This is a genomic window from Hamadaea sp. NPDC051192 (assembly GCF_040682475.1).
Classification (GTDB): domain Bacteria; phylum Actinomycetota; class Actinomycetes; order Mycobacteriales; family Micromonosporaceae; genus Hamadaea; species Hamadaea flava.
Map to the genome: position 1 here is coordinate 38,598 of NZ_JBFBAZ010000018.1, position 18,683 is coordinate 57,280.

General features: G+C 68.2%; 15 protein-coding genes and 1 tRNA gene. 8 read left to right on the plus strand and 8 right to left on the minus strand.

Features of this window, described 5'->3' with window-relative positions:
• Window positions 1-68: 68 nt before the first annotated feature.
• Window positions 69-914, plus strand: coding sequence for an NAD(P)H-binding protein (locus AB0M47_RS10705; RefSeq protein ID WP_363411568.1), 846 nt, complete (start codon window positions 69-71; stop codon window positions 912-914).
• 156 nt (window positions 915-1,070) lie between these two features.
• On the opposite strand, the gene AB0M47_RS10710 is transcribed toward AB0M47_RS10705, so the two are convergent.
• Window positions 1,071-1,709, minus strand: coding sequence for a type IV toxin-antitoxin system AbiEi family antitoxin (locus AB0M47_RS10710; RefSeq protein ID WP_363411570.1), 639 nt, complete (start codon window positions 1,707-1,709; stop codon window positions 1,071-1,073).
• A gap of 210 nt (window positions 1,710-1,919) precedes the next feature.
• Between AB0M47_RS10710 and AB0M47_RS10715 the strand changes: the two genes are divergently transcribed.
• From AB0M47_RS10715 to AB0M47_RS10725, 3 genes are all read left to right on the plus strand, one after another.
• Window positions 1,920-2,438, plus strand: coding sequence for a hypothetical protein (locus tag AB0M47_RS10715; RefSeq protein WP_363411572.1), 519 nt, complete (start codon window positions 1,920-1,922; stop codon window positions 2,436-2,438).
• Window positions 2,439-3,541: 1,103 nt separating this feature from the next.
• Complete coding sequence (locus AB0M47_RS10720) at window positions 3,542-3,988, plus strand: hypothetical protein (RefSeq protein ID WP_363411574.1); 447 nt, start codon at window positions 3,542-3,544, stop codon at window positions 3,986-3,988.
• Window positions 3,989-4,008: 20 nt separating this feature from the next.
• A complete protein-coding gene (locus AB0M47_RS10725; protein ID WP_363411639.1) occupies window positions 4,009-4,344 on the plus strand; it encodes a DUF5615 family PIN-like protein in 336 nt (111 codons plus the stop codon).
• 56 nt (window positions 4,345-4,400) lie between these two features.
• On the opposite strand, the gene AB0M47_RS10730 is transcribed toward AB0M47_RS10725, so the two are convergent.
• Together AB0M47_RS10730 and AB0M47_RS10735 are read right to left on the minus strand one after the other, a co-directional pair.
• Window positions 4,401-4,474: transfer RNA gene (locus AB0M47_RS10730), tRNA-Ile, on the minus strand.
• Window positions 4,475-4,641: 167 nt separating this feature from the next.
• The gene (locus tag AB0M47_RS10735; protein ID WP_363411576.1) at window positions 4,642-6,897 is read right to left on the minus strand and encodes a glycoside hydrolase family 3 N-terminal domain-containing protein; all 2,256 of its coding nucleotides are present in this window, start codon (window positions 6,895-6,897) and stop codon (window positions 4,642-4,644) included.
• A 188-nt stretch (window positions 6,898-7,085) separates the two neighbouring features.
• On the opposite strand from AB0M47_RS10735, the gene AB0M47_RS10740 reads away from it, so the two are divergent.
• Window positions 7,086-8,117: a LacI family DNA-binding transcriptional regulator gene (locus AB0M47_RS10740; RefSeq protein ID WP_363411578.1), complete on the plus strand. Its 1,032-nt coding sequence runs from the start codon at window positions 7,086-7,088 to the stop codon at window positions 8,115-8,117.
• Window positions 8,118-8,202: 85 nt separating this feature from the next.
• Window positions 8,203-9,666, plus strand: a complete 1,464-nt coding sequence (locus AB0M47_RS10745; RefSeq protein ID WP_363411580.1) for a M1 family metallopeptidase — start codon at window positions 8,203-8,205, stop codon at window positions 9,664-9,666.
• A 72-nt stretch (window positions 9,667-9,738) separates the two neighbouring features.
• Here the strand turns inward: AB0M47_RS10745 and AB0M47_RS10750 are convergent, their stop codons facing one another.
• On the minus strand, window positions 9,739-11,103 hold the full coding sequence (locus AB0M47_RS10750) for a PHB depolymerase family esterase (protein WP_363411582.1): 1,365 nt from the start codon (window positions 11,101-11,103) through the stop codon (window positions 9,739-9,741).
• 104 nt (window positions 11,104-11,207) lie between these two features.
• On the minus strand, window positions 11,208-12,890 hold the full coding sequence (locus AB0M47_RS10755) for an endo-1,4-beta-xylanase (RefSeq protein WP_363411584.1): 1,683 nt from the start codon (window positions 12,888-12,890) through the stop codon (window positions 11,208-11,210).
• Window positions 12,891-13,370: 480 nt separating this feature from the next.
• Here AB0M47_RS10755 and AB0M47_RS10760 point away from each other — a divergent pair, with 480 nt between their 5' ends.
• Window positions 13,371-15,152, plus strand: coding sequence for an NlpC/P60 family protein (locus tag AB0M47_RS10760; RefSeq protein WP_363411586.1), 1,782 nt, complete (start codon window positions 13,371-13,373; stop codon window positions 15,150-15,152).
• A 42-nt stretch (window positions 15,153-15,194) separates the two neighbouring features.
• Window positions 15,195-16,367 (plus strand): helix-turn-helix transcriptional regulator, encoded by a 1,173-nt coding sequence (locus AB0M47_RS10765; RefSeq protein WP_363411588.1) that lies wholly within the window; start codon window positions 15,195-15,197, stop codon window positions 16,365-16,367.
• A gap of 78 nt (window positions 16,368-16,445) precedes the next feature.
• On the opposite strand, the gene AB0M47_RS10770 is transcribed toward AB0M47_RS10765, so the two are convergent.
• The 3 genes from AB0M47_RS10770 to AB0M47_RS10780 form a co-directional block, all read right to left on the minus strand.
• Window positions 16,446-16,811: a spore germination protein GerW family protein gene (locus AB0M47_RS10770; RefSeq protein WP_363411590.1), complete on the minus strand. Its 366-nt coding sequence runs from the start codon at window positions 16,809-16,811 to the stop codon at window positions 16,446-16,448.
• A gap of 1,186 nt (window positions 16,812-17,997) precedes the next feature.
• Window positions 17,998-18,150, minus strand: a complete 153-nt coding sequence (locus AB0M47_RS10775) for a hypothetical protein (RefSeq protein ID WP_363411592.1) — start codon at window positions 18,148-18,150, stop codon at window positions 17,998-18,000.
• The gene (locus AB0M47_RS10780; RefSeq protein ID WP_363411641.1) at window positions 18,096-18,563 is read right to left on the minus strand and encodes a hypothetical protein; all 468 of its coding nucleotides are present in this window, start codon (window positions 18,561-18,563) and stop codon (window positions 18,096-18,098) included. Before AB0M47_RS10780 ends, AB0M47_RS10775 begins: the two co-directional genes overlap by 55 nt.
• Window positions 18,564-18,683 lie beyond the last annotated feature (120 nt).

Here is an 18,683-nt window from a genome sequence, read left to right on the forward strand (position 1 = left end):
CGGTGTTAGCGTCATCCCGTCCCGGCCGCCAGGCCCCGAACGGACCGCTCTGACCAGGAGAACTTTCGATGATCGTCGTTACAGGAGCGACCGGCAACGTCGGCCGGCCGCTCGTCCGAGCACTCACAGCCGCCGGACACAAGGTGACCGCCGTGTCCCGCCACATCCGTGAAGATGCCGTGCCGGAGGGCGTACGCGTCGTCGCCGCGGACCTCACCGACCTGCGGGGCCTGCGGCCCGCCTTCGACAACGCCGAAGCCCTCTTCCTCCACGACGGCAGCAATAGCGCCGAGATCCTGAAGCCGCAGGACATCCTGAGCCTGGCCACGTCGGCCGGAGTGACCAGGGTCGTGTTGCTGTCGTCGCAAGGGGTCCGCACTCGCCCCGATTCTCACTCTCACGGCGTCCTGATGCGCTCCACCGAGGACGCCGTACAGCAATCGGGCCTGGACTGGACCGTTCTGCGGCCCGGCGGATTCAACTCCAACGCGTACGCCTGGGCGGATTCGATCCGTCATCAACGGACGGTCATCACGCCGTTCGGTGACGTCGGCATGCCGACGGTAGATCCCTCCGACATCGCCGAAGTCGCCGCTATCGCGTTAGGCGACGACGGACACGCCGGAGCGATCTACGAGCTGACCGGGCCGGCGATCAGTACGCCGCGACAGCGCGCCAAGGCGATCGGCGAGGCACTCGGCGGGCACATCCAGTTCATCGAGCAGACCCGCGACGAGGCACGCGCACAGATGCTGCGGTTCATGCCCGAGTGGGCGGTCGAGACCACGCTCGCCGTCCTCGGCGAGCCGACACCGGCCGAGCAGGAGGTCAGCCCCGTTGTCGAGCAGCTACTCGGCCGCGCGCCACGCACCTTCGCCGACTGGGTCCGCGACCACATCTCGGCATTCCGGTAGGACGGGTCGACTTCGATCTCACGGCATGCCCAGGCGCCCGATACCGGCCCGCATTCATGCGAGCGCGCGGACCGCCACGAGCCCCAGGATTGGTGCGATTCCGCTTCAGAATGCGTCTCTGACCTGGGCGTTGATCACCGGACCGGCGTGACTCATTCATCTCGTCGTCTCCAGCCTGAGAACGCGATCCAACGCACGCTTCAGCCGTTGACCCGCAGCGATCTCGTCGAGCGTCTCCCGATCGCAACGAGGGAGCAGCGCGCGGATCGCCGACTCGGCCTCCTGCGGTGAGTCGTCACCGACGGCGAGATGCGCAAGGTCGAGCACCGTCTGCTCCGGCGTGGTCACGAGGCAGGGGCCCATGTCCGTCTGCAGCGTTTCTGCCTGCATCACATCAATGTCGCGCACGAAGAATCGGATCGTCGCCGGGCGGTCGGTGAGCCTCAGCGACTCCCTCCGCCGGGGAGCGGCGACGCTCGCCACTGCGATGGCCCGAGGGACGGCGCGATGAAGGCGCGCCGCGGTCATCCCCATCAACGCATAGCGGCCGACACCGAACTCGACGGCAGCGATCCCGGCCGCGACACCTTCGAGCGATGGAAGCCAATTGCCACCGACACGGTCTTGGGGAACGACCGCGTAGAAGCCAGGGGCGAGCCGGTGAAGCAGTCCGCTTTCGGCGAGCCGGGCAAGCTGCGGGCGCGCATGGGCGTAGACCGTGACGTCCCGTGGGCGTAGCGTCCGCAGCGGAGCCTGTGCCAGCTCAAGCGGCAGCCCCGCCTGCCTCGCAGCCACTCGTACCCGACTTCCCCAGCCTGAACCCAACCGCGCCGAAGCCCTCCTAAGCATGGTGCACCGACAGAAGCCCGGTCCGCTAGGGTGACCGCGAGGGCTTACCGCCGCAAGCCGAGGTGCACGCGCTGAAGGGCTGCTGATGCCGATGCTTGACCATTACGACCGGCTCGTCGTCGACGAGGCCGTCCATCGGATCGGTGGGTGTGGACGATGAGTCGCGACGGCAGCCGGGATTTCGATTGGGAGATCGGCACTTGGGCGACCCATGTCAGGGTGCTGAGGGGTGCCTTCTCGCCTGAGGCGACGTGGATCGAGTTCGCCGGGACGTCGGTTGTTCATTCCTTCTGTGAAGGCGGCTCCAATCTCGTCGAGCTGGACGTCGCGGGCGCGTCGGGCCGGATTCAGGGCGTCTCGCTACGGCTCTACAGTCCCGAGGCTCGGCAGTGGAGCCTGAACTTCGCCAACATGGGCGACGGCTTGCTCACCCCACCGACATTCGGTGAGTTCACCGAAGAACGAGGCGAGTTCTTCGGCGTCGACACGCTACGCGGACGTGCGATCCTCGTCCGCTTCGTCATCCTGAAGATCAGCGACGACTCGGCGCGTTTCGAGCAGTCCTACTCCGCCGACAGCGGCAAGACCTGGGAGCTCACCTGGGTGGCGACGGACACCCGAGCGACGCCTTCATCTCGATCTCCGGCCGAGACTGCGGCCCGCAAGATCATTTAGTTCGAGCCTAGAGGGCAAATCGGACATTTGTCGGCCCGCAGCGTCAGAATGCGAACCGACCCATCTTCGTCACTGGCCCCTCCACTGGCTGTTCGAGCGGCGAAGGTGCGACATCATCGCTCTGCCGGCAGGTAGCGGAGCCCGCTCCTGACGCAGCTCCGCTGTGAGCACGGGGACATCTTGCGCACATCGTGCCCGGTACCTCGCACTCGGTCGGCGCCATCTGAGCCCGACGCGCCCTGAGCACCTCGGCCAGGCGGATCACAAGTCTGCGACGCTGCCGAAGCGCCGAACCAGCTGCCCACGCCGTCTGCACAGCGTCCCGCAGCCGCAGCATCCGTCGCTCGCCCTGCCCGGTCGCAGCGACCGCGACACCAGCAGCTTTGACCTCCCGGCCGTCGATGGTGCGGAACACCAAGACGTCATGGCTCTCCTCCCGCTGCCATCGAACGAAGTCCAGTTCGTTCCATCCGATCGCCTGCTTTCGGATCGGTGTACGGACAACGAGACCGTCGGCGCCAACTTCGGTGAACGTCATGTGGAGGCTCCAGACGAAGGCGACCGGGACAGCCGCCAAGCCCCAAAGACCGACCGCGATGCCAGCGGGGGCGGCGTCGGGCGCGAAGGTGGCCCAGACTGCGACAGCCGAGCCGATCAAGGCACTCGTCATCATGAAGGCGCGGAGCCCGACTGAATGCCGATAGCGGCGGCTTCCGTGCCAGGGCTTCGCCGCAGCCGACGGCTCAGGCGGGCGTAGTGATCGAGCGTCCGGGTCAACGGACGAGCGGTACCGCCGTGCCCGTCGCGCCTCCACGTACCACGACAGGCCGATCGGAAGTCCCGTCAAAGCTCCGACGGCTGCTGACTCGGCGACACCCCCGTCACCCAAGACGCCCCGGAAGCAGCCGATCAAGCTGACCCACAGAGCACCTGCGACCAGGTATCCCACCAGGGACAGGCCACGATTCGAAGAGTCGGTCGTGCGCGCCACCACAGGATCATGGCACCCCCTGTCAGCCCACCGATGCCGGCGGCTGACTCGCATGCGGCTTGGGTTCGCGAAACTCCTCGCTCAGCAAACTACGATCGACTACGCTGTAGTCATGACTGCTCCGCGTTCTGTGCGGTTCGATGAAGAGGTGCTCTCCCGGCTGGACAAGTACGTCAAGGAGCACCCGGGCTCGTCCTCCTCGTCGGTCGCCAACATGTTCATCGACGAGTCGCTGCGTGCGTACGAACATCCCGGCATCGTCTTCCGCCCCGGTCCAGCCGGCCGCCGAGCCGCACTAGCGGGTGGTCCGGATGTCTGGGAGGTCATCGCGGCGCTCAACGCCATCCGCACGGAGAGTCCCGACCTGAACGGGAACGCCCTCGCCTCCGAGCTCGCCGCCGTTACCGGTCTGAGTTCGGTTCGAGTCAGTGTCGCACTCCGCTACTACGCTGCCTATTCGGACGAGATCGACGAGCGCATCGCCAGCAACGTCGAGGTGTCCGAGCGAGAGGAGCAGCTGTGGGCAGCCCAACAGGCGCTTCTACGACGGAAGCCCTGACCGGAGTACTACTCGACGAGATGTACCCGCCCGCGCTAGCGAAGCGACTACGCGACAAGGGTTACGACGTGCTTGCTGCACTGGACGTCGAAGTCGGTCTCGCCTCCAGGTCCGACGACGACGTCTTGGCGTGGGCAGCGCGCAACAGCCGCTGCGTAGTGACCGAGAACATCAGCGACTTCGCCCGCCTCGCCGCCCAGGGGGCGACCCATGCCGGCCTCGTCTTCGTGTCTTCTCAAAGGTTCCCCCGCACCACCAACGGACTCGTTCGACTGGGCGACGCCCTCGAAGCACTACTCGCCGCCGACCAGCTTCCTGGCCCGGACGGCGTCATCTGGCTAGCGCCCAGCGGCTGAATTCCTTCGCATACCGACACACGCCAAGCAGACTTGCCCAGCTCAACATGGTGAAGTGGGGCCGGCGGGGCTCGAACCCGCGACCGAGGGATTATGAGTCCCCTGCTCTGACCGGCTGAGCTACGGCCCCTGGCACGGCGGTCGGCCGGGCGGGCCGGTTGACCTTCGCGTGGTCCCTAGAGTAGCCGTCGGGGCCAGCCGATTTCATCCACCGTCCCGTGCTTTTCAGCGGAGCAGGGTTATCCATGCGATCCAGACCCAAGATCGCATGGATAACCCTGGCCCTTGGGAAGGGGGTCAGCGAACCCCCAGGGTCACGTCGGCGACCATGACCCGATCGTGGCCGACCACTCGTTCGGGGCCGGTGAGGTGGAGCGGGATCGTCGCCCGGAGGTCGGTGCTGGAGGCGGCGAGGCGGAGTTCGAGGTCGCCGGGTTCGACGACGCGGCGGCCGTCCAGGCCGGTGAACGCGGCGAGGTCGGGGTGGAAGCGGAAGCTGACTCGGGCTGATCGTCCGGCGTCGAGGGGCACGCGGGCGTACCCGACGAGGCGTTGGACCGGCCGGGTGACCTGCGCCACCGGGTCGTGGAGGTAGAGCTGCACGATCTCCGCGCCGGGTCGGTCGCCGTCGTTGGTCACGGTCAGGGACACCGTGATCGGCTCGTCGGCGGCCAGCTCGGTGGGTTCGGCTGGGGTCACGTCGCTCCAGCTGAAGGACGTGTACGCCAAACCGTAGCCGAACGCGTACAGGGGTGTGGGGTCGACGCTGCTGACGCCGGTGCGGTGGGCCAATCGGGGTCCCAGGTACGCCGCAGGCTGTCCACCGGGGCCGCGCGGGATGCCGATCGGGAGGCGGCCGGAGGGGTTGACCCGTCCGCTGAGCACTCCGGCGACGGCGGAGGCGCCTTCTTCGCCGGGGAGGAAGGCTTGCACGATCGCCGCGCAGCGGTCGGCGTACGCCCCGAGCGCGTAGGGCCGTCCGGTCAGCAGGACGAGGACGACCGGGGTTCCGATGTCGAGCAGTTCGCTCAGGAACCGGTCCTGGTCGCCGGGAAGGCTGAGGTCTTCGACGTCGCAGCCTTCGCCGGTGGTGCCCCGGCCGAAGAGTCCCGAGGTGTCCCCCACGACGGCTACGCAGACGTCGGCGTCGGCGACGTCGTCGGTGAAGGTGGCCGCTGGGAGTTCGGCGGGCAACGTCGTCCGCAGCGTCGGCACGTCCACGCCCGGGTCGGCTTGGCGGCCGTGGTGGGCGGCGAACGAGTAGCAGCCCAGCATCGCGGCCACGTCGTCGGCGTACGGGCCGACGAGGGCGATCTTGGCGGCCCGGAGTGGGAGGGTGCCGTCGTTGGCGAGCAGCACGACGGATTCCTCGGCGACCCGCCGGGCCAGGTCTCGGCTGGCAGCCGGGTCGAAGTCGACGGCGGTGGGCGGGTCCAGCCGGTCGAGCAGGCCGAGGTCGATCTTCTGCCGCAGTACGCGATCCGCGGCGCGGTCGATCAGCGTTTCGGGGATCGCGCCGGAGCGTACGGCGTCCAGCAGTGGTTCCCCGTAGCAGCGGGTGGCGGGCAGTTCGACGTCGACGCCGGCGGCCAGGGCGAGCGCTGCCGCGTCCGCCGGGTCGGCGGCGACACCGTGCAGGGTCTGGAGGAACGACACCCCGAAGTAGTCGGCGACGACGGTGCCGGTGAACCCCAGCTCGTCGCGCAGGAGTCCGGTGAGCAGGCGGACGTCGGCCGCGGCCGGCACTCCGTCGATTTCGGCGTACGAGTGCATGACGGAGCCGGCGCCCTCGCGCAGCGCGAGTTCGAACGGCGGCAGGAGCACGTCGGCGAGTTCGCGGGGGCCGACCGCGACCGGGCCGAAGTTGCGCCCGGCGCGCGAGGCCGAGTAGGCCGCGAAATGCTTGAGGGTGGCGATGATCCCGGCTTGCTGGAGGCCGCGCACGTAGGCCGAGCCGACGGTGGCCACGAGGTACGGGTCCTCGCCGACGGTCTCCTCGGTCCGGCCCCAGCGGGGGTCGCGGACGACGTCGAGGACCGGCGCGAGTCCTTGATGGACTCCGGCGGACCGCATCGTCGCGCCGATGTGCGTGGCCATCAGCTCGATCAGCGCCGGGTCGAAGGTGGCGCCCCAGGCGAGCGGCGTCGGGAAGACGGTGGCCCGCCAGGTCATGAACCCGACGAGGCACTCCTCGTGGATGAGGGCGGGGATGCCGAAGCGGCTGGCCTCGACGATCTCGGCCTGGCGGCGGCGCAGCCACTGCGCGCCGTCGACGGGCTCGACCGGAGCGGTGCCGTAGGGCCGGGTGAGCTGGCCGAGGCCGTGCTGGACCAGCTTGGCCCAGTCGATGGTCGGCTCGGCGAACTCGTACTGGTGCGGCGCCACCTCGGCGCCCGGGTTCGGCGACGATGCCACCCAGGCCGAGCCCAGCTGGGCGACCTTCTCCTCGAGGGTCATCCGGGCGAGCAGATCGGCGGCCCGGTCGGCGGCCGGTCGGGCGACGTCCTGCCAGATTTCGCGGGCGGTGTCGCCGGTGGCCTTGTCCGTGAGCATGCGGCTCCTGCCTGTCTTCCGGAACTTTTGGCCCGAGTTTTCGTCCTGGCAACGCTTGTGACGGACCGACGGGCCGACATAGCGTACGTCATGGGACCGAAAATTTACGATAGTCCTCCGAAACTTCGGCTCACTGGGGCGGCCGTGGCCTTCCGCAACATTCCGGTCGTACGCTGAACCGACGAATGATGAGGAGACAGGTAGTGGCGGCGGACGAGCAGAGGATCACCATCACCGCGATCGCACGGGAGGCCGGCGTCTCGGTGCCGACGGTGTCGCGGGTGGTGAACGGGCGAGCGGATGTGGCGCCCGAGACGCGCCAGCGCGTCGAGGACTTGTTGCGGCGACACGGATACCGGCGGCGCACCGGGCGTACGCGCGATCGGGCGGACCTGATCGACCTCGTCTTCAACGACTTGGACAGCCCATGGGCGGTGGAGATCATCCGCGGGGTGGAGGACGTCGCCCACACCAGCGGGGCGGGCACCGTGGTGTCCGCCATCCACCGGCGTACCTCGTCGACCCGGCAGTGGCTACAGAACCTGCGCGCCCGGGCCAGCGACGGCGTCATCCTGGTCACCTCGGTGCTCGACCCGCCCGTGCAGGCCGAACTGCGGCGGCTCGACGTGCACCTGGTGGTCATCGACCCGGCCGGGGTGCCGTCGTTCGACGTGCCCACCATCGGCGCGACCAACTGGGCGGGCGGGCTGGCCGCGACCGAGCACCTGATCTCACTGGGCCACCGGCGGATCGGCTTCGTCGCCGGACCGCGTCGCCTGCTGTGCAGCCGCGCCCGGCTGGACGGCTACCGCGCCGGGCTGGAGGCCGCCGGGATCGAGGTGGACGACTCCCTGATCCAGCCGGGCGACTTCTACCACGAGTCCGGCTTCACCAGCGGAACCGCGCTCCTGGAACTGCCGGACCCGCCGACGGCGGTGTTCGCGTCGAGCGACCAGATGGCGTTCGGCGTCTACGAAGCCGTACGCCGTAAGGGTTTGCGCGTGCCGGACGACATCAGCGTGGTCGGCTTCGACGACCTGCCCGAGGCCCGCTGGGCGTCGCCGCCGCTGACCACCGTCCGGCAGCCGCTGGCCGAGATGGGGATGCTCGCCGCGCGTACCGTGCTCCGGCTGGCCCGGGGCGAGGAGGTCGAGAGCCCGCGCGTCGAGCTGGCCACCGAGCTGGTCGTCCGGGACAGCACCGCCCGCGCTGGTCAGTGACCGTGATCCGGGTGTGATCTCATCGGCTTAACCTCCTCGAAGTCCGCCGAGTGCTCGGCGGACTTCGTTCGACCAGGAGGAAGAGTTGAACACACGGGGGAAGACGGTTTGGGCTGCCCTCGCGGCGGCGGCGTTGGCCGCGACCGCGACCGGGTGCACCAGCCACGACACGGGTTCGCCGACGTCCGCCTCGTCCGCGCCGGCCGCGTCGCCGACGCCGACGCCGAGCCTGAACTTCCAGGCGGGTGCGGCCGGCATCGGGGATCCGTACTACCCGACCTATGGCAACGGCGGCTACGACGTCGCGTCGTACGCGATCAAGGTCAAGTACGACCCGAAGACGAATCGGCTGAACGGCGACGTGACGGTGACCGCTGCGGCGACCGCCGACCTGTCGACGTTCAATCTCGATCTGCGCGGTATGACGGTGCGGTCGGTCGCCGTGGACGAGAAGCCCGCGACGCAGACCCGCACGGGCAACGAGCTCGTGATCACCCCGGACCACGGCTTGGCGACCGGCGTGAAGTTCACCGTACGCGTCGTCTACGACGGCGTACCGGGCTCGGTGACCGATCCCGAGGTCGGCAAGATGGGCTTCTTCCACACCGCCGATGGAGCGTTCGTGGTCGGTGAGCCCGAATCGGCCAGCCTGTGGTTCCCCGTCAACGACCATCCGCAGGACAAGGCCACCTACGACGTGCAGGTCACCGTCCCGGCGGGGCTGACCGCCATCAGCAACGGCGTACCGGGGCCGCAGCAGACCGAGGCGGGCTGGACGACCTGGAAATGGTCGGAGAGCAAGCCGATGGCCAGCTATCTGACCACGCTCGCCATCGGCGACTACCGCGTCGTGAACTCCACCCACAAGGGCAAGCCGGTCGTGCTCGGCGTGACGAAGCAGCTCGCCAAGGGGGCGGCGGACACCTCCATGAGCCACACCGTCGCGATCGCCGACTATCTCGAGTCGGTCTTCGGGGCGTACCCGTTCGACTCCTACGGCGGCGTGGTGGTGAAGGACGACGACCTCCACTTCGCGCTCGAATGTCAGAGCCGGCCGGTCTACTCGGCCGGGTTCTTCCGGCGCGGCGTGAACGACAGCGTCGTGGTGCACGAACTGGCCCACCAGTGGTTCGGCGACAGTGTCTCGGTCAAGACCTGGCAGGACATCTGGCTGAACGAGGGGTTCGCCTCGTACGCGGAGTGGCTGTGGGCCGAGCACAAGCACGAGTCCACCGCTCAGGCGATCTTCGACAATGTCTACAAGAACTCCGACGCGTCGATCTGGCGTACGCCTCCGGCCAAGCCGGGCAAGAAGGAGCTGTTCGGCGACTCGCCCTACGACCGGGGCGCGATGGCACTGCACGCGCTGCGCAAGGCGGTCGGCGACAAGGCGTTCTTCGAGATCCTGAAGAAGTGGGCCGAGCAGAAGGCGGACGGCGTAGCGACGACGGACGAGTTCGTCACGCTCGCCGAGCAGGTCTCCGGCAAACAGCTCGACGCGGTGTTCCAGGCCTGGCTGTTCGGGACGAAGAAGCCCGCCAAGCCGTAGCAGCGCGCCTGATCGACGCCGCGAGGCGAGGTCCCGGGTGGACGCTTCCCGGGACCTCGCTGTCCGCGGCGCCTAACCGACGGTGCAGGTCACGCCGTTGAGCGCGAACGACGCCGGTTTGGCGGTGTTACCGGTGTGGGTGGCCTGGAAGCCGATGCTCGTCGAGCCGCCCGGCGCGATGGTCCCGTTGTAACTGACGTTGCGGGCCGACACCGCGCCGCTGGTCGGCGCGTAGGTCGCGTTCCAGCCGCTGGTGATGGCCTGCCCGGACGGCAGCGTGAAGGTCAGCGTCCAGCCGCTGATCGCCGTCGTGCCGGTGTTGGTGATGGCGATGTCCGAGGTCAGGCCGGTGTTCCAGGCGTTGACCGTGTCCACGACCTTGCAGCCCCCGCCGGGCTGCGGCGAGGTCGTCGGAGACGTGGACGGGGATGTCGACGGCGACGTCGACGGCGACGTCGACGGCGACGTCGACGGCGACGGCGACGGCGACGTCGACGGCGAGGACGTGGGCTGGACGTTCAGGCCGAAGAAGGCGACCGCCATCGCGGCCTGCCCGCTCAGCGGCAGACTGTGCCCGACGCCTTGCACGCTGATCGCCTCGACCGGTGCCGTGACGCTGTTGGCCCCGTAGCGCGTCCGGGTCCAGCCCGACTGCGGGGTGTCGGTCGAGACCGGGGTCTGGCTGACGCCGAGGACGTTGGTCCACTGCTTGACCTGTTCCCCGAAGTTCGGGTAGCGCAGCGTGGTGTCGTCGGTGCCGTGCCAGATCTGCATCCGGGGGCGCGCCCCGGAATAGCCCGGGTACGCCGTGCGTATGAGGTCGCCCCACTGCTGTGGCGTCTTCGTGATGGTGCCGTTGGCGCAGGCGCTGTTCCAGCTGGAGCCGTCGGTCGTGGCGAAGCACCCGAACGGTACGCCCATGAACGACGCCCCGGCCTTGAAGACGTCCGGGTAGTCGCCCAGCATGACGTTGGTCATCATGCCGCCGGAGGAGGCCCCGGTGACGTAGACGCGGCTGGCGTCGGCCCCACGGTTCTGGAGCACGTAGGTGACCATCGACATCAGCCCCACCGGGTCGCTGCCGCCGTTGTGCGACAACGCCTGCGGCGACGAGACGTCCCAGCAGCTGCCGCTGCGGGTCGCCGACGGGTAGATGACGATGAAGCCGTACTGGTCGGCCAGGGACGCGAACTGCGTACCGGAGTAGAAGGCCGGTCCGGTGCCGGTGCAGTAGTGCAGGGCGAGCAGCACGGCGGGCCGCGTACGCACGGTGTCGGGGACGTAGAGGTACATCCGCAGGTTGGTGGGATTGGTACCGAAGCCGGTGACCTCGGTGAGCGTCGCCGCCTGGGCGGGCGGGGCGCTGATCATCGCCGCCGTCACCGCGACCAGGGCGGCGGTGACGTGGGCGAGCAGGGCTTTCACGCGGGTTTGCATGATCACCTCTTCCGTGGAGAGCCGGCGTGCGGGGCGACGCCGGCGGGACAAGCGGTCGGCGAGCGCGCCGGCGGTGCCCGGGGACACCGCCGGCGCGTTGCCGATCAGGACGCTGCGCAGGCGTACCCGCTGGGCAATGCCGTGTTGCTCGTGGGCCGGGCGACCTGGAAGCCGAAGGAGGTGCTCGCACCGGCCCCCAGCGTGCCGTTGTAGTTCGCGTTCTTGGCGGTCACGGTCTGGCCGCTGACCGTGAGCACCGCGTTCCACGAGCCGGTGATCGTGTGGCCCGCGGGCAGCGTGAAGGTCACGGTCCAGGAGGTGATCTGGCCCGAGCCGGTGTTGGTCACCGTGACCGGCTGGATCACGTAGCCCCCCTGCCACTGCGTCTGCGTGGTCCCCACGGCCGAGCAGCCGCCGGGTCCGCCGCCGCCGGCCGGCGTGGTGACGCTGACCGTGGCCGAGACGGCCGAGAGGTTGCCGGCCGCGTCCTTCGCCCGGACCTGGTAGCGGTAGGTCGAGGACGCGGAGAGCCCGCTGTCGGCATAGGACGTCGACGTCGAGCTGCCGACGACGGCGAACGTGCCGCCGCTGGCGCCGGGCGCGCGAAGGATGTCGTAGCCGGTGACGGCGGTGTTGTCCGTGGACGCCGTCCACGACAACGTCGTGCCGCTCGACGTGGTGCCGGACGCGGTGAGGTTGGTCGGCGCGCTCGGCGCGGTGGTGTCACCACTGGGCGTGCCGCCCAACGCGGTCGCGATCGCCGTGTAGTCCGCCTTGGCGTTGTAGCTGGCGTCGTAGATGAGCGCCTGACCCTCGCTGGGGAAGGTGTCGGGCACCCACGAGTACTTGTCGGTGAAGCCCCAGATCGTCACGCCGGGGCAGGCCGTCGACGCCAGGCAGGCGTTGATGATGTTCGTGTAGTACTGGTTCTGCGTGGTGATCTCGGTGGCGTCGGCCGGCAGCACGATGCGGACGTCCAGCTCGGTGAAGCGGACCTGCACCCCGAGCGCGGCGAACCGGGCGACGTTCTCGGTGACCTGGCCCGGGAAGCCGTACTGGGTGGCCAGATGCGACTGGAATCCCACGCAGTCGATCGGGACGCCCTGCGACTTCAACGTCGACACCAGGTTGTACATCGCCGTCGACTTGGCGTTGATCCCCTCGACGTTGTAGTCGTTGATGCACAGCTTGGCGTCGGGGTCGGCGGCCCGCGCGGCCCGGAAGGCGTCGGCGATGAAGCTCGAACCCAGCGTGTTGTACCAGAAGCTGGTCCGGTAGCCGCCGCTCTCGTCGAACACCTCGTTGACGACGTCCCAGGACTGGACCGCCGAGTTGTTCGCGAAGTGGCCGACCACGGTCGCGATGTGGTCCAGCATGGCCGCCTTCATCGCGGTCGCCGAGAGGCTCTGCACCCAGCTCGGCGTCTGCGAATGCCAGACGAGCGTGTGCCCGTGGACGATCTGGTTGTTCGCCTGGGCGAAGGCGACCACCTGATCGGCGCCGATGAAGTTGTACTGGTTGTCGCTCGGCTCGGTGGCGTCCCACTTCATCGCGTTCTCGGCGGTGACCTGATTGAACTCCCGAGCCGCGATCGTCCGGTACGCCGTCTCGTTGGCCAGCGGACTGGTCGCGACGGCGGTCCCGATGAACTTGCCCTTGGCCGCCGCGAGCGTACGCAACGGATCGGCGGCCGCGGCGGGCTGAGCCGACAAGAGGCTGACGGTGAAACCGGCCAGCGCGGTCAGCGCGAGCGTCGCTGCACCGAGCCGGCGGGTACGGAATGGCATTGTTCCTCCCTGCGTTGATGGGGCGTTCGCGCTGGTCGGCGAGGAGCGGACAGGCGCGCATCAATGGAAGCGACCCCAGTATTGAGGGTGCCGAACAACACGTCAATGACCTTCCGGAAATTATCGGAATCGTTATCGCTTCCCAGCGTCAGCGCGCGGCTGCGGTCCGCGTCGCCTGCGCCGCCCGCGCCGCCCGCGCCGCCCGCGCCGCCTGCGCCGACTAGTGGGCGCTGCCGCCGGCTGTTGAGCACTGGATCAGGGTTCTGTGTCGAATCTTGGGCCAAGATTCGACCGAGAACCCTGATCCAGTGCTCAAGCCGGAGCGCAGCGCGGAGAGGAGCGCTCAAGCCGGGGCGCAGCGCGGAGAGGAGCGCCCAAGCCGGAGCGCAGCGCGGAGAGGTGGGGCGTCCGTTGGTCGGAATTGATTGATCGGCAGGTCAGGGGCTTCCTGCGCGCCGCAGTCCGGTCTACAAACGACGCGTGGCAAATGTGCTCAAGAAACCCTGGTTCCTCATCGGTTCCGCCGCCGTTCTCGCGGTGGCCGTCGGCACGGCGGTCGCGCTGAGATCTGGCGGGGATCCGGCGACCTTCACCCCCACCTCGGCCGAGCCGAGCGCGGTGGCCGACGACGCCGCCGCCGACATGACCTTCGTGGCCGAGGGCAAGGCCGCCGCCGCGACGCATTCGGCGGTCTCGTTCACCGCCAAGGAGACGCTGAACGGACGTGACGGCGCCTCGATGGACGCCAACGTCGTCAAGAAGGACATGTACAAGGCCGGCGCGACCATCAAGGTCGTCTGCCAGGACCGCGGCGACATGGCGTACGGGTCGGCGATCTGGGATCGCACCTCCGACGGCGTCTACGTGCCGGACGCGTACGTCAAGACGGGCACCGACGGCTTCGCCCCCGGCGTCGCCCGCTGCACCGACCTCGCCCAGAGCGGCAAGGCGTACCCGGCGACCGCCGATCTCAACGGCCGGGCCGGGCCGTCGCTCACCGCCCGGGTGGTCGAGGAGAACATGTACCGCAAGGGCGAGAAGGTCGTCATCGTCTGCCAGATCACCGGCTCCGTCGCGTACGGGTCGACCATCTGGGACAAGACCGACGACGGCGTCTACGTCCCCGACGCGTACGTGAAGACGGGCACCGAGAAGAACTTCGCGCCTGGGATCGCCCGCTGCACCGACACGGCCCCCGCGCGCTTCGGCTTCAAGGCCTCCGTGGACCTCGCCGGGCGGGACGCCAAGTCCGTCTCGGCCAAGGAGGTCAAGACGTACGCCGCCGGCAGCACCGTCTACATCACCTGCCAGACGATCGGGGCCAACGCCTACGGCTCGAACATCTGGGACAAGACGGTCGACAACCTCTGGGTCGCCGACCACTACCTGAAGACCGGCTTCGACAACTTCACGCCGGGCGTACCGAAGTGCGCGGGCACGCCGGTGGCGTCACCCAGCCCGACGGCCGCCGCGACCGGTGGCACGACCTTCCCGGCCAAGGTGGACCTCGCCGGACGCAAGTCGAAGTCGACTTCGTCGGCCGAGGTCAAGACGTACGCGTCCGGCAGCAAGGTGCGCGTCGTCTGCCAGGCGTACGGCGCGTACGCGTACGGGTCCTACATCTGGGACAAGACGAGCGACGGGCTGTGGGTCGCCGACTACTACCTGAAGACGGGCACCGACGGCTTCGTGTCGGACATGGCGCGCTGCGACGACGACAAGCCGACCGGCGGGCCGTCGACGAGCACCGGCACGGGCTCGCACTACGGCGACTGCCGGGACGGGCACGGCCGGATCGGCGGCACGAAGGGTTCGACGGCCGGCACCGCCGCGCAGAAGGTCGCCCGGGTCATCGCCGCGGCCAAGGCCATGACCGGCAAGGGCCTGTCCTACTCGTGGGGCGGCGGCGGCAAGGGCGGGCCCTCGTGCGGCATCAGCTCGCCCAGCCCGGGTGGCCACATCGACTACAATCGCTACGGCTTCGACTGCTCCGGTTACACGCTGTACGCGTACTGGGTCGGGGCTGGCGTCGACATCGGCCCGAACACCGGCAGCCAGTGGGGATCCGGCCGGGTCCTGCCGTACAGCCAGCGCAAGCCGGGCGACCTCATCTTCTGGTTCTCCGGCGGGGTGAGCGTCCACGTGGCGATCTACCTCGGCAACAACCAGATGCTGGAGGCCGCGCCGCCGCGGGGTTCGTCGAGCGTGCACCAGACCTCGGTGTACGGCTCACACGCCTCGGTCGTCCGCGTCCTGAGCTGACGAGCCCGGGGGGGCACCTGTCCGTAACCAAATGAGTGCACTGTGGATAGTCCTCGGGTTATCCACAGTGCGCTGCTCATCGGCTTGACGACAGGCTGGCGGCTCGGCACGATGATCCCTTCCGAACGCTGGGAGGATGTCGTGGCGCGTCAGGAGAATCCTGTCGATCCCTTCGCCGGCCCGCTCCAGTCCTTCGCGTACGACCTTCGCAAGGTCCGGATCGAGGCGGGCAATCCGACCTATCGCTCGCTGGCCAGAACGGCGGGCTACAGTCCCACCACGCTGTCCGAGGCGGCGGCCGGACTCCGCAAACCGTCGCTGGACGTCGTCCTCGCGTACGTGGGGGCCTGCGGTGGCGACGTCGAGGCCTGGCGGCGCCGCTGGGAGCAGTTGGACCGCGAGATCGCGGAGCCTGATCCGGAACCGGGCGCGGATCTCGACGCGGCGCCGGACGAAGGACCCATCACCGCGCCCGGCAGGCGGAGGAGCTGGCGATGGCCGGTCCTGGCCGGCGGCGCCGTGGCCCTGATCGTGGCGGCGACCACCATCGTCCTGGTGCTCGGCGACCCGGCGCCGAAGGCCGACGCGAACGGCTGCCCGGCCATGCCGTCGCATCGCACCTTCACCGCCGTGACCTACGGCAAGGGCGCACCGGTACGCGCAGCCGCCTCGCTCGCCGATCCCGTGCTCTCCACCGTCCCGAGTGGATGCACGCTCGGCTTCACTGGTTTCTGTGTGGGGCAACGGGTGCACGACGCCACCGGCGGTACGCCCGACGTCCGCTGGTTCGTGTTGCCGGACGGCAAGGTGGTCCCGTCCGCGTTGGTCCACGGCAACCCGCCGGCCGCGTTGACCCCGGTCGCCTGCGCGAAGGGCCGGCCGGTGCCGGACGGCATCGCGCTCGTGCTCTCGGCCGACAGCGCGAAGCCCGGCGGGCTGAAGGCCACCGCGAGCGGTCACAACCTGGAGATCGTCGGGTTCGCCGTACGCCGCTCGACCGGCGCCTGGCGTCCGCTCGGGCTGACCGAGAAGTTCACGACGTCGGTGTCCATGACGCCGGGCGAGCAGGTCGTGGTGGCCGCCGCCGCCTGCTTCGGCGGCGGCGGGCCGACCGGGTTGATCGATGCCAGGCGCTATCCGGGCGCGGCGCAGTCGGCGACGCTCAGCACCGCCGAGTACGCCGCCGCGAGCAAAGCAGCCTGCGCCTACCCGTGACGCAAACCGTTTCTCGACACGCGCCGGCCTCGGACAGACGTCGGCCGCTGAGGCTCGGCCTAGCGCTGGCGCCCGGGCTTACCGCTGGCGCCGGGAGCCGATCAGGGCGCGAGCGACCAGGAGTGCCGTGATCAGCACTACCTGCCCGCCGAGCACGATCTTGGTGACGTCGACGGCCGGTCGCCAGCTGACGTGGCCCTCTCGGACGACGAAGACGCCGAGCGCCTTCGCCGATACGCCGACCCCACCACCGCTGCCTTTGCCCTGGTCTTCGGGTCCAGTGCCGCCGCCTCCCCCACCGCCACCGCGCATCTTGGCCGCGGGCAGGATGGTCACGCCGTTCTCCGAGATCGGCGCGCCGAAGACCTGATCGGCCTTGGCGTGATCGATTACCTCGCGGACTTTCTCAAGGACGGGCGCGTCGGCGTCCATCGTCTGGGTCATGGTGATTCCCCCTTCCTCCCCTACTGAACCTGCTGGAGAGGGGTCGGGCGACCACAACGGCGGAATAAGACGAGAAAGCCGGTCGGCGAACCGACCGGCTTCGTGATCCAACTGGCTCCCCGTGGCATTCAGAACGCGAACCAGTTCCTGCTGGTCCGGGGCATGCCGCTACCCGTGCAACCCGTGCGCGAACCGGCACAACGCGCACGCCAGACAGCGCCGGTCATGTCGGATGATCCGGTGGACTGACCGTCGGTCGGCCAGACGGGTATCATCTACCTCATCGCCGTCGCTCTATGGTGGATCCGGCGCAGCAGTCGCCTTCTACTGGAAAGCCTTCCCCGACATTGGTGGCGCCGATTCGTGCTAACCACCGACGAAGACCAGCAGGCGTAACCAAGCCCGGACCACCTCTAGCCGATCGAACGAAGCCACACCGGGCACCTCACCGAGCCTCTGTTATCGACCTCGGCCGTATACCCGCCCCACGCTCCCGTGTCAGCAAATGCAAGGTGCAGGCACCGGTGCTCGCGCCATCATCAAGGCACTAGCCAAACCTTGATGCAGAACCCCCACGATACCGTCACCCTGGGGGCAAAGCTCAACACCAGCCTGTCTCAGAAATGACCATCCGCCGCCCTGGCGCGATTGACCATGTCGGCGACGCCGACTGCATTGGCCCTCACATCGCTTCTGTGCCGGGCTGAAAGATGCCGGCTCTCCCGAGAAGTCGTGCTGCACCCGTCCGCACCGGTGGTGACGGCATTCATGAGCGGACCGCACTCTGACCGTCCACCGCAGCGTCGGTCACTCCGCCAACGGTGTCCCTAGCAACTGAGTCGTCGCCCTGAAACGGATCATCGTCTGGTTGCGCCTCGTTGAGGCTCAAGACCGCGACGTCGCCAAGATCGACCGCGCCCGCCAATGGCCAGTCATCTTCAATGTCGAATATTGCATGGACCCACCGCTGAATCTCGTCAGCCAGACCATGAATGCGTCGCGCCTCTGGATCAGGGCAGCAAGCAGCGTGGCTCCGGATCGCCGGTGCAAGATCAACCGAGCTTCCCGCCGCGGCCATCGATACCTCATGGCCCTCCCGCCATACCATTCGCCGGGGGCGGACGTCGCGGATTCTCATGCCAATCGCTGGTGACGGTACATATAGGCCCACGGCGCTGCGCTTGGGCTAAATATCCCTGTCAGCCACCGGATCGCTTCGATTGGGATCCCAGTACGGCGTTCGACCCTCCTTCCAAATAGCTTGCAATGCCGCTAAGCCGCGAGCTATCTTGAGTCGTACTTCCGATTCAAGCACTGGAATTGCACGATAGAACTCCACATGAATTCCTCGGCTAAACGCAGCGCCTCAATCATTGCACTTTGCCTGGTGATTAAATAGCTTGCCATTGCCGCCCCTTTCCAGAGCGGTCGGCCAACATTCACCGTTGTGCCATGTCGGAGCCTTGCGCCGCTCGCGGCGACCCAAAGATCTGCCAACGACGTTGAGGTTTCATTTCGGTATTCAGACAACACAACCAGAAACTCATTGAGATGAGCCTCATGCTTTGAACGATCAATGCCTGCTGTTGCGTATACCAAAATGCCTTTACGAACGGTGTTGAGCGGCCAGCGATGGACTACAACCTCAATATCCTCGGATTGGCGGACATCGCGGTCAGTATCTCCCCAGCGCTTCTGGTAATGAGCTTCAATTGCTTCGATCGACGCATGGGCCCCTAGGTCCTCATTCATGATAAGCCGCCGAACCGCCACATATAGAAACAATCGCAAACTATCTTGAGTGAGTTCTAACCAGAAATAAGCACCTGCCTAGACGACGTCGCTCGGCTGTATAACCCGGCCGGCATGCCG